The 10,867-nt window shown below is 45.9% G+C and carries 11 protein-coding genes and 1 riboswitch; of the genes, 8 read left to right on the top strand and 3 right to left on the bottom strand.

Translation table 11 applies throughout. The features are described 5' to 3' along the window. Positions 1-255: homocysteine S-methyltransferase family protein (locus NCCP2222_RS05670; RefSeq protein WP_248510395.1), on the bottom strand; the 255-nt coding region annotated here is incomplete at its 3' end. 101 nt (positions 256-356) lie between these two features. Further along, positions 357-460: riboswitch (SAM riboswitch) on the bottom strand. A 142-nt stretch (positions 461-602) separates the two neighbouring features. Here NCCP2222_RS05670 and NCCP2222_RS05665 point away from each other — a divergent pair. The 3 genes from NCCP2222_RS05665 (at position 603) to bioB (ending at position 2,718) form a co-directional block, all read left to right on the top strand. Next, positions 603-788: a histidine kinase gene (locus tag NCCP2222_RS05665; protein ID WP_248510394.1), complete on the top strand. Its 186-nt coding sequence runs from the start codon at positions 603-605 to the stop codon at positions 786-788. Positions 789-1,120: 332 nt separating this feature from the next. Beyond that, positions 1,121-1,717, top strand: a complete 597-nt coding sequence (locus NCCP2222_RS05660) for a biotin transporter BioY (RefSeq protein ID WP_248510393.1) — start codon at positions 1,121-1,123, stop codon at positions 1,715-1,717. Next, positions 1,714-2,718, top strand: coding sequence for a biotin synthase BioB (gene bioB / locus NCCP2222_RS05655; protein ID WP_248510392.1), 1,005 nt, complete (start codon positions 1,714-1,716; stop codon positions 2,716-2,718). Before NCCP2222_RS05660 ends, bioB begins: the two co-directional genes overlap by 4 nt. Positions 2,719-2,785: 67 nt before the next feature. Here bioB and NCCP2222_RS05650 read toward each other — a convergent pair whose 3' ends face one another. Both NCCP2222_RS05650 and NCCP2222_RS05645 read right to left on the bottom strand, forming a co-directional pair. Beyond that, positions 2,786-3,478, bottom strand: coding sequence for a hypothetical protein (locus NCCP2222_RS05650; RefSeq protein ID WP_248510391.1), 693 nt, complete (start codon positions 3,476-3,478; stop codon positions 2,786-2,788). A 196-nt stretch (positions 3,479-3,674) separates the two neighbouring features. Beyond that, the gene (locus NCCP2222_RS05645) at positions 3,675-4,253 is read right to left on the bottom strand and encodes an N-acetyltransferase (protein ID WP_248510390.1); all 579 of its coding nucleotides are present in this window, start codon (positions 4,251-4,253) and stop codon (positions 3,675-3,677) included. 280 nt (positions 4,254-4,533) lie between these two features. Between NCCP2222_RS05645 and NCCP2222_RS05640 the strand changes: the two genes are divergently transcribed. The 5 genes from NCCP2222_RS05640 (at position 4,534) to radA (ending at position 10,713) form a co-directional block, all read left to right on the top strand. Further along, the gene (locus NCCP2222_RS05640; protein WP_248510388.1) at positions 4,534-5,010 is read left to right on the top strand and encodes a CtsR family transcriptional regulator; all 477 of its coding nucleotides are present in this window, start codon (positions 4,534-4,536) and stop codon (positions 5,008-5,010) included. A 24-nt stretch (positions 5,011-5,034) separates the two neighbouring features. Further along, complete coding sequence (locus NCCP2222_RS05635; protein WP_248510386.1) at positions 5,035-5,589, top strand: UvrB/UvrC motif-containing protein; 555 nt, start codon at positions 5,035-5,037, stop codon at positions 5,587-5,589. Continuing rightward, positions 5,579-6,664 carry a protein-arginine kinase McsB gene (gene mcsB, locus NCCP2222_RS05630; RefSeq protein WP_248510384.1) on the top strand — a complete coding sequence of 362 codons (1,086 nt, stop codon included), beginning with the start codon at positions 5,579-5,581 and terminating at the stop codon, positions 6,662-6,664. Before NCCP2222_RS05635 ends, mcsB begins: the two co-directional genes overlap by 11 nt. 152 nt (positions 6,665-6,816) lie before the next feature. Continuing rightward, complete coding sequence (gene clpC, locus NCCP2222_RS05625) at positions 6,817-9,264, top strand: ATP-dependent Clp protease ATP-binding subunit (protein ID WP_248510382.1); 2,448 nt, start codon at positions 6,817-6,819, stop codon at positions 9,262-9,264. A 72-nt stretch (positions 9,265-9,336) separates the two neighbouring features. After that, positions 9,337-10,713 (top strand): DNA repair protein RadA, encoded by a 1,377-nt coding sequence (gene radA, locus NCCP2222_RS05620; RefSeq protein WP_248510380.1) that lies wholly within the window; start codon positions 9,337-9,339, stop codon positions 10,711-10,713. Positions 10,714-10,867 lie beyond the last annotated feature (154 nt).

Below are 10,867 nucleotides of genomic sequence, written 5' to 3'. Positions count from 1 at the left end.
TGCGGCCTCATTGAACTCCTTCACTCGGCCTTCCATGCCGTAGCGTGCGAGTTTATGCGCATTGGCACTATACGTGTTCGTTTGGATGATATCGGAACCTGCTGCAATATAATCTAAATGGATCTTTTCAATGATTTCCGGTTTCTCCACGTTCAACTCTTCATAACAAAAGTCGATGCCGTAAGAATAAAGCAAAGTGCCCATCGCCCCATCGGCTAGCAGTACCTTGTGTTTTAAATCATCTAAAAAAGTCATCTCATCTCGTCCCTTCTCGTCATGTATGTACGTTTAATGTAATCAGAAAAATAAAAAAGCCTTCTCGAAAAGAAGGCTTTGAATATATCGCAATTCAATCCTTCTCATCTTTCAGGCTAGTTGCCTGCTGGAATTAGCACCTGACCGAAAATGGCTGGTTGCTGAAGCTTCGTCGGGCCAGTCCCTCAGCTTCTCTTGATAAGAATAGATTCATATATAGTTGTTTGAATAATTTCAAACATCATAACGCTTATTCTCGAAACCGTCAAGTCCTCTTCATAGGTTGGGCAGGAACAGGGGACTGTGCTACACTATTCATAGTACATAAATGGCAGAAGGTGAATCACTTGAGGATTTTTAAATATTCCGTTCCGATCGGGCTCATTGTCGGCTGGATCGCTTGGTATATGTTAACAAAGAACTTTCAAGAAGTGCCCGAATCATCCCGTGTGTGGATTACAATCGGAGCCGCTGTCTTCAGTGGGATCATTGCGTATTTCCTATTCCCGAAGAGTGAAGACAAGAATAGATGAATGGAAAATCGGCAGCGGAGAGCTGTCGATTTTTTTGTTATCTAGCAAAAGGGTTTCCACTAGATCTGTTGATCACTCCTCGGATATTGCACGCGCGCATACCCACCTACATGTAAACTCCGTCCGACCCATCCTCATCCCGTTTCAGAGAATCGATCATTCAACCAACAACGTCCCCTTAAGACAGAAGGGAGGAACATAACCGTCTATTGTATCCTCTAATCTGTAATGATAAATAAAATGAGTTAACCTAGAATCAAAATATGGTTGACACATATTTTGTGAGCTTATATTCTATTACTACAGATAATTAGTTAAATGAGGTGTATTGGATGGCAACAGTATCAGCAAAACAAAATAGTGGAATGAGTGCGTTAAGTCTAGTGTATTGCGGTATGTTTGCTGCTCTTATGATGATCGGGGCTAATATTACTTCCTTTGTTCCGTTTCTTGTAGTGGGCGGCGTACCTATTACGTTGCAGCCGTTTTTCGCTGTTTTGGCAGGACTCATTCTCGGGAGTCGCCTTGGAGCGATATCAATGGTGGTTTATGCTACCGTCGGATTGGCGGGAGCGCCTGTATTTGCGAAATTTCAAGGTGGCTTTGCTCAAATTTTAAGCCCGACATTTGGCTTTGTCATTTCTTTTATACTGGTAGCGTATATAGCAGGCAAGATTGTGGAGAAAAACGGAAGTTTACAAAGTTACATTCTGGCTGGCCTGGTTGCCATTGTCGTCAGTTATTTACTCGGTACGAATTGGATGTATTTTGCATATAAACTGTGGGCAAAAGCGCCTGATGCATTTACTTATAAAGTGGCTTGGGCGTGGATGATTCCGCCGTTGCCAAAGGATATTATCCTGTCTATTCTTGCAGGGGTCTTTGGCCGCAGGATGTATAAAGTATTGAAAGTGAGGAGAAGACGATGATGAATTACGAAGCATTGGCGGATCGGGTGTTGCAAGGGGAGACCCTGACGGATGCTGAAGCGATGGCCATCCTGGAAAGTCCAGACGAAGATTTACTGCCGTTGCTCCATGCGGCTTATAAAGTCCGTAAACATTACTATGGAAATAAAGTAAAGCTGAACATGATCATTAATACCAAATCGGGTTTGTGTCCAGAGAATTGCGGTTATTGTGCCCAGTCGATTGTCTCGCAGGCACCGATTGAAAAGTATGCAATGATGAAACAGGAGGAGATAGTGGCAGGGGCGGAGCGGGCAGCTTCTGTAAATGCTGGGACCTATTGCATCGTGGCGAGCGGCCGGGGACCTGTGAATCGGGAACTCGAAATCGTAATTGATTCCGTCAAGGAGATTAAAAGCAAGCATGCGGATATGACGGTTTGCGCGTGTCTCGGTATTTTGAAGCCAGAGCAAGCGAAGCGACTGAAAGAGGCGGGAGTGGATCGTTACAATCACAACATTAATACGTCCGCGTCTCATCACAGCAACATCACGACATCTCATACATACGACGATCGTGTGAATACTGTAGAATCTGCAAAGGAAGCCGGCATTTCGCCATGCTCCGGCGTTATCGTCGGCATGCGTGAAACGAAAGAGGATATTATCGACATGGCGCGCAGTTTGCATGCATTGGACGCGGATTCGATTCCTGTCAATTTCCTGCATGCAGTCGATGGCACTCCGCTCGAAGGAACGAATGAACTGACGCCGCGGTATTGCTTGAAAGTGCTCAGTCTGTTCCGTTTCATCAACCCGACAAAGGAAATTCGAATTTCAGGTGGACGGGAAGTAAATTTACGCTCCTTGCAGCCCCTTGGTCTGTATCCTGCCAATTCCATCTTTATCGGCGATTACTTGACTACAGCGGGCCAGGAGAGCGACCGCGACAGGCAAATGCTCGAAGATTTAGGGTTCGAGGTCGATTTGGAACCGTTGAAAAAAACACCTGTGACTATATGATATAAAAAAGGCAATACTTACTGCGAAACCGGTAAGTGATTGCCTTTTTGTTATAAAGGCTGCGAAGTTACTTTTTCTGAGGTCTTGTGGAAGGGTGCCAAAGTGTAAAATCCTCCTGCTCCATAAACCAATCCCTAATAGACGGAATTTCGCTGATCGGAACTGCAGTGACTTCCGTAAGCATTTCATCAAATTCCTCTTTTTTAACCGCTGAAATATTAGCATTTGTCACGCGGCAGGGAATGGCATGTTTTCTAATCTTGTCAACCCACTCGTCCAACTTTTTCTCGCACACAATGATGTGGTCAGCGTATTTTTTCACGCCCGCTTCGTTGTAACGATAGACGAGCCGTGCTCCGACGTAATCATATTTCCGTTCCTTGAAGCCGGGGTTGGTCCAGATGCCGATTAGTAACGCATCAACTTGATCCCAATAAAACGAAATCGTTTCCTTCTCCCCTGTCCACTCATTTTCCGCATGAATGATATAGCCGGTACGCGTGTCGATTTGTTCAAGTTTGGTTACGCCGCTAGTTCGTGGAGCCCGGAGAATCATAATAATTATCCAGCAAAGGAAAAGGAAGAGGCCCCCGAAAATTATGGCTAGAAACCACTCTTGCGTGAGGAAGAGATCCCAAAACACAGTGAAGATAAAAATGGCAAAGATGGACAGTCCGGCGATGACTGCGTAGTAATACATTCTTTTCCAAGCGGACAATGCGTTTGGATGTCCGCGCTTAGAAATCCTGTTGTCCTCCATATCATCATCTCCTTTCCCTATGTACGTCGTATCCCCATTATAGTTTCATGCAAGATAGCTGAGCAATCGTACTAAAATAGGAGAACAACCCTATTCTTGCGGGCTGTTCTCCTTATTGGAAAGAGGCGGCAGGGCCACTTATTTCATTTGCAAATGTACCGGCATGTTGATCCCTTTAGAAATCATACATCCTGCATCAAGCTAAATACGGTTCTAAAATGCATTTCTTCTTCTCGGTTGTAAAAACAAGCACTTTTTCAGCCGGGTCGTATGGTTCTCCGTAAAATGCTTCATCCTTGTACGTATGGATATCTTCATATGTCATTTTCATCGCATCGTAGACGCTTTCCTCATCTGCATCATCTGGAGACCAAAATAGGATTTCCATATCATTTTGCTCCCCTGTAGCTAACGAACGTCTGCTGTAGCCGATCCTGCGTGCATGATGGAAGTTTTCGCGGGCGTAAAATTTCAGGCGTTTTTCTGTATCGGTATCTTCGTAATCCACGGGCTCCACTTCCAGAATGATCGGTTTCCCTTTCTGTTTCAAAGAATTCAGCAGTTTCCTACCGATTCCCGCGCCTCTTGATTGTGCTGAGACGAATAGGTAATCGATGAAAATGAATGATTCTGTCTCCACAAACATCAATACATGATGCGGCCCTTCTTCTTTACGATAGATATTCTTCTTATCGTTTAGAAGCGCCTCCATATGTTCCTTTGACTTCATCTCTTCAATCGGGAAATATTCACTTAGCTTTTCATACCAATTCACTTGTAAATCTCCTCCGTAGTAGTTATCGTACCAGGAGCTTTTTGTTTGGGGGTGGGTTCAGGTTGTGTATAGCATATATAACAGCTGAAGCCCATAAGGTAGAGGAAAAAAGAGGTCAGAAAAAAATCCTCAACCTCTTAATTACCCGTTCCAGCCAAATCAAAACCTTTCTTTTTTGACTGCAAATCAATTGTGAAAACAATGTATTATCGTGTATAATTAAGTCAAAGATAGTCAAAGTCAATGGCTTATCACTTCGCAACGGAAGGAGTGAAAACACATGCGGAATATTTCGGATGTAATAGAAGGATATTTAAAAAAGATTATTGAAAAGGGCGAGAACGGCGTTATTGAAATTAAACGGAGTGAAATTGCGGAAAAATTTCAATGCGTGCCTTCCCAGATCAATTATGTTATCAATACACGATTCACAGTGGAACGGGGATATGCAGTCGAATCAAAGAGGGGCGGAGGCGGCTATATACGCATCTACCAAGTGAAAACCAATTCGCATAAAGAATTGATTGAGCATATTTTAAGAGGACTTCAAGATGGGGCTACCTACACAATGGCTGAGGATGTCATCTATCGTCTGCTGCAAGAGAAAGTTATCTCCGAGCGTGAATCGAGAATCATTTTGGCTGCGGTAGACAGGACGACACTCCATTATCCGCTTCCGGAACGCGATATCATCCGAGGGAGGATATTGCAGGCGATGCTTGTGACATTAATTTACGAACATAATAAAAACCAGTGACTATAGAAGAAGAGGTGGCAAACGATGTTATGTGAAATTTGCAACGAAAGGCCGGCTTCTGTCATCTTCACACAGGAAACGATGCAAGGATCTTCGGAGCGTCATATGTGTGAAAGATGTGCTTTCCAATCCAAAATGTTTCATTTCGATCCAAACCAAGAGCCCCTTTCCATCCAGCAATTCCTTTCTAATTGGCTTGGCAGTTCAGAGCCATTCCAGTCTCAACAGCAGGCGAAAGAGCCGCTGGCGGAAGGTCCTGAGTGTCCGGATTGCGGATTAACGTTCAGAAAGTTTCTGGACATTGGGAAATTTGGCTGCTCCACTTGCTACGACACGTTCAGAGAACGCCTGCCTCGCTTGTTTGGCAAGCTGCATAATGGGCACTCCAGTCACACTGGTAAAATCCCTGTCTCTTTTAATGAATTATTCGCTGTGAAAAAACGGATCGAGGAAATCCGGTTGAAAATGCAAGAAGCCATCGAAGAAGAACGGTTTGAAGAGGCTGCTTCTTTGCGTGATGAAGCGAACGAACTGAAAAGGCTGATGATGGACGGAGGAGGTGACGCCCATGTCAATTGATAACTTCATGAAAAACTCAGTGACGGGCTGGATGTCTTCCCATGGCGAACATTCCGATATTGTCATGTCTACTCGAATACGCCTAGCGCGAAATTTAAGAGGCCGAAGGTTCCCGATCGCATTTTCACCCGAGGAAGCGAAGGATGTTGATCATCTAATTACAGAGGCACTGCTTAACTCAGAAGAAAATGGGTATTCCTATATGAAGGTCTCTGAATTGCCACTTCTTGAAAGGCAAGTGTTAGTGGAAAAGCATTTAATCAGTCCACAATTGACCGATCCGGAAAGACATGGTGCAGTCGTTCTGTCGGAGGACGAAACGCTCAGCATTATGGTGAATGAAGAGGACCATATTCGAATTCAATGCATTTATCCCGGATTCCAACTGGATAGCGCTTATGAAAAGGCGGATTTGGTGGATGATTTTTTAGAGAAGAAACTTCCCTATGCTTTTGATGAACAATTTGGCTATTTGACAAGCTGTCCATCCAATACGGGGACTGGAATGCGTGCATCTGTCATGATGCACTTGCCGACATTGACGATGACAAAGCAAATAAATCGCATCATCCCGGCAATCTCGCGACTTGGATTTGTAGTCCGTGGAAGTTATGGTGAAGGCAGTGAGGCGCTCGGAAATATCTATCAAGTCTCCAATCAGACGACCCTCGGCAAAACCGAGAAGGAGATCCTGTCCGAGTTGAAGAATATTACATTACGTCTAATTGCACATGAACGCAGGTCGCGTGAGCTTCTCATGTCCAAATCCCGAATTGCGCTTGAAAACAGATTGTTCCGCTCTCTTGGCACTATCACCTATGCCCGTCTTCTGCCATCAGAAGAAGCAGCCCGCTGCTTATCGGATGTCCGTCTGGGAATCGATATGGATATCATTCAAGATATCGATATGACCATCTTGAATGAACTGATGATTTTTATGCAGCCGGGGTTCCTCCAGCAATATGCGGGAACGGAGTTAACGGCTGAAGAACGGGATATTTTCCGGGCGAAACTGTTCCGGGAAAGGCTTGAAGTGGGCACTAAAAGGTCAATGGAAGAGGAATCCGGAGAATGAGCATCTGTTTTGCACACATGCTTTCCATCTTGTATAATTAAGTCAAAGATAGTCAAAGTCAAACAGACTAGATTTTTGATGAATTGAAATCCCTATTCCGTGCTAGTAAAGCGGGGAAAAGTTGATATTCGTATAGAAGGAGTGGAATGGATATGATGTTTAATAATCGTCTTACGCAGAGGGCCCAAAAAGTACTGCAACTGGCTCAAGAAGAAGCAATTCGGATGAAACATGAATCCATCGGCACAGAACACATTTTATTAGGATTGATCCGTGAAGGTGGAGGCATTGCAGCTAAAGCGCTTGAAGCTATCGATGTCAGCTTCGAAACGATCGAAAAAGGCGTTGAAAGCCTCGTTGGAACAGGCAATAAGGATGTCGGCCCAATTGTACATTACACACCAAGAGCGAAAAAAGTGATTGAGCTTTCTGTAGATGAATCTCGGAAACTCGGCCATTCTTACATTGGAACTGAGCATATTCTGCTTGCATTGATTCGGGAAGGTGAAGGAGTCGCAGCGCGCGTGCTGAACAATGCAGGCGTCAGCTTGAACCGGGCACGGCAGCAGGTGCTGCAATTGCTAGGAAACAATGACAGCTCAGTAGGAACTCAAGGGCCGTCCTCTTCGGCCTCTACGCCGACATTGGATAGTCTGGCCCGTGATTTGACTGAAATCGCCCGTGAAGGATCTTTGGACCCTGTCATCGGACGGAGCAAGGAAATTACACGTGTTATTGAAGTGCTTGCACGCCGCACGAAAAACAACCCAGTATTAATTGGAGAGCCGGGTGTCGGGAAGACAGCGATTGCGGAAGGTCTTGCCCAGCAGATCGTCAACAATGAAGTACCGGAAATTCTTCGTGACAAACGGGTTATGACGCTCGATATGGGAACAGTCGTCGCAGGTACAAAATACCGTGGTGAATTTGAAGACCGCATGAAAAAAGTGATGGAGGAAATCCGTCAAGCCGGAAATATCATTTTATTTATCGATGAATTGCACACATTGATCGGAGCCGGTGGAGCAGAAGGGGCGATCGATGCCTCTAACATTCTGAAGCCATCTTTGGCTCGCGGGGAGCTACAATGCATCGGTGCAACGACGCTTGATGAATACCGGAAATATATTGAGAAGGACGCTGCGCTGGAGCGCCGTTTCCAACCGATTCAAGTCGATGAACCGACAGTTGAAGAGTCCATCCAGATCATCCGTGGGCTTAGAGACCGGTATGAAGCGCATCACCGGGTAAAGATTACAGATGAGGCAATCGAAGCGGCTGCGAAAATGTCAGATCGCTATATATCGGACCGTTTCCTTCCAGACAAAGCGATCGATTTAATCGACGAAGCGGGTTCAAAGGTGCGCCTTCGTTCTTATACAACGCCTCCTAACTTAAAAGAGTTGGAAGCGAAGCTGGAAGCAATCCGCCATGAGAAGAACGCGGCAGTTCAAAGCCAGGAATTCGAAAAGGCCGCTTCCTTCCGAGATAAGGAACAGAAGATGAAGGAAGAGCTCGAAAAAACGAAGGCAGCTTGGAAAGAAAAACAAGGCCAAAAAGAATCGGAAGTTACGGTTAATGATATAGCGGAAGTCGTTGCGATGTGGACTGGCGTGCCGGTCGCTAAAATTGCCGAGACAGAGACTGCTAAATTGTTGAACATGGAAGAATTGCTTCATGAGCGCGTCATTGGCCAAAAAGAAGCGGTAACGGCCATTTCCCGGGCAATTCGACGTGCGCGTGCCGGATTGAAAGATCCGAAGCGTCCGATTGGTTCATTCATTTTCCTTGGTCCTACAGGGGTCGGGAAGACAGAACTGGCCCGTGCACTGGCGGAAGCGATGTTTGGTGACGAAGATGCGATGATTCGGATTGACATGTCCGAGTACATGGAAAAGCATGCCACATCCCGACTCGTCGGCTCACCTCCTGGCTACGTCGGCTATGATGAAGGCGGGCAATTGACAGAAAAAGTACGCCGCAAACCATACTCCGTTGTCCTGCTTGATGAAATCGAGAAGGCGCATCCTGATGTCTTTAATATTCTCCTGCAAGTTTTGGAGGATGGAAGGCTAACGGATTCGAAGGGTCGTACGGTCGACTTCCGCAATACGGTTGTTATTATGACATCGAACGTAGGAGCGGAAGCTTTGAAAAAGAACCGTTATGTCGGATTCAACCTTCAAGACGGCGAACGGGATTACGAAGATATGAAAGGCAAAATGCTAGAAGAGTTGAAAAAAGCATTCCGTCCTGAATTTTTGAACCGTGTGGATGAAATGATTGTCTTCCATTCACTTGAAAAAGAGCATTTAAAAGAGATTGTTACACTGATGTCGAATGAATTGACAAAACGCCTTGCTGAGCAGGACATTGAACTTGTCTTGACGGACGAAGCGAAAATGAAAATCGCGGAAGAAGGATATGACCCTGATTACGGGGCTCGTCCATTGCGCCGTGCGCTTCAAAAACATGTAGAAGATAAGTTGTCTGAAGAACTTCTTAAAGGTACGGTGCTTACAGGCGGAAAAGTGATCGTCGATGTAGAAGATGGCAATTTTGTTGTGAAAACTGAAAAAGAAGCTGTCACAGAAAAATAACAGTAGAAAGGATAGCCCTTCCGCCTAGCTATGAATCGGTGGAAAGGGCTGTCTTTTTATATGGAGGAACGAATGGCTAAAAAGAAAACGAAGTTCATGTGCAGGTCTTGCGGCTATGAGTCCCCTAAATGGATGGGACGATGTCCGGGCTGCGGGGAATGGAATACGATGGATGAGGAAGTTGAGATTGTTCAAAAAGGGCCGCGTGGCGCATTTCAGCACTCAACGGGCATTCTAAGTAAAGCGGTGCCGATCAATTCAATTGAAACGATTCAGGAACCGAGAGTCGATACGGACCTTGATGAGTTGAACCGTGTTCTTGGAGGGGGCATTGTGCCGGGCTCCCTCATATTAATCGGGGGGGACCCGGGGATCGGTAAATCGACCTTGCTCCTTCAAGTCTCCTCGCTCTTGGCGAATAAAGGCCAGCGGGTTCTCTATATTTCGGGTGAGGAATCGATCCGGCAGACAAAGCTTCGTGCTGAACGATTAGGTGTAATATCAGACGAACTTTACATTTACGCAGAGACGGATTTGGGTAAGATACATGAGACGATTGCCGAAGTGAAGCCTCAGCTAGTCATTGCCGATTCCATTCAGACAATCCATCATCCCGAAGTGACGTCCGCGCCGGGAAGTGTCTCCCAGGTGAGAGAATGTACAGCGGAATTGATGCGAATAGCCAAAACGCAGAATATCGCCATTTTTATTGTCGGGCACGTAACGAAGGATGGACAGATTGCTGGTCCTAGACTGCTGGAGCATATGGTGGACACCGTTCTATATTTTGAAGGAGAGCGCCACCATACGTATCGGATTTTGCGCAGTGTAAAAAACCGTTTCGGCTCAACGAACGAAATTGCCATTTTTGAGATGCTGCAATCCGGGTTGAAAGAAGTGCTGAATCCATCTGAACTATTTTTGCGGGAACGTTCTCAAGGTGGGGCTGGTTCCACTGTTGTCGCTTCCATGGAAGGAACAAGGCCTATCCTAGTGGAGATCCAAGCGCTTGTTACACCATCGAGTTTTAATTATCCGAAACGGATGGCGACCGGACTTGATCAAAATCGGGTGTCTCTTCTCATGGCCGTTTTGGAAAAGAGAATGGGTATGCTATTACAGGCGCAAGATGCGTATATTAAAGTCGCAGGAGGCGTCAAGCTGGATGAGCCTGCGATCGACTTGGCCGTGCTAATGAGCATCGTGTCCAGCTACCGGGATCTTTCGGTCGGCGTTACGGATTGCTTTATCGGCGAAGTAGGATTGACCGGAGAGGTCCGGCGGGTATCCCGCATTGAACAGCGGGTGACAGAGGCGGCTAAATTAGGCTTTGAGCGTGCCTTCGTTCCGAGCTCCAATTTGGGTGGCTGGGATTATCCGGCAGGGATTCAAGTCGTAGGTGTCGAAACGATAGGTGACGCGATGAAGCTGGCATTCGGACAGTCCTGATCTGCAGGGCTGCCCGGGCATGCGCCCGAAATGATACAGATGTACTGATTTTGTTTCAAGTCGAAACCTGTTGAAGTGTCATGAGGTCTAATAGGAAAGGTTTATTTTTGAGGAGATGGGGTGTTCATTTAAGCGTAATTAACTGAATACGTGT

This window comes from Sporosarcina sp. NCCP-2222 (assembly GCF_023168145.1).
GTDB lineage: Bacteria > Bacillota > Bacilli > Bacillales_A > Planococcaceae > Sporosarcina.
Note: the sequence above shows the minus strand (reverse complement) of the source record. Positions and strands in the feature narration are given on the sequence as shown.

Excerpts from the sequence above, each read along its gene's own strand:
- NCCP2222_RS05660 (WP_248510393.1), top strand. The coding sequence starts at position 1,121 with ATGGCAACAGTATCAGCAAAACAAAATAGTGGAATGAGTGCGTTAAGT.
- bioB (WP_248510392.1), top strand. The coding sequence starts at position 1,714 with ATGATGAATTACGAAGCATTGGCGGATCGGGTGTTGCAAGGGGAGACC.
- NCCP2222_RS05650 (WP_248510391.1), bottom strand. The coding sequence starts at position 3,478 with ATGGAGGACAACAGGATTTCTAAGCGCGGACATCCAAACGCATTGTCC.
- NCCP2222_RS05640 (WP_248510388.1), top strand. The coding sequence starts at position 4,534 with ATGCGGAATATTTCGGATGTAATAGAAGGATATTTAAAAAAGATTATT.
- NCCP2222_RS05635 (WP_248510386.1), top strand. The coding sequence starts at position 5,035 with ATGTTATGTGAAATTTGCAACGAAAGGCCGGCTTCTGTCATCTTCACA.
- mcsB (WP_248510384.1), top strand. The coding sequence starts at position 5,579 with ATGTCAATTGATAACTTCATGAAAAACTCAGTGACGGGCTGGATGTCT.
- clpC (WP_248510382.1), top strand. The coding sequence starts at position 6,817 with ATGATGTTTAATAATCGTCTTACGCAGAGGGCCCAAAAAGTACTGCAA.
- radA (WP_248510380.1), top strand. The coding sequence starts at position 9,337 with ATGGCTAAAAAGAAAACGAAGTTCATGTGCAGGTCTTGCGGCTATGAG.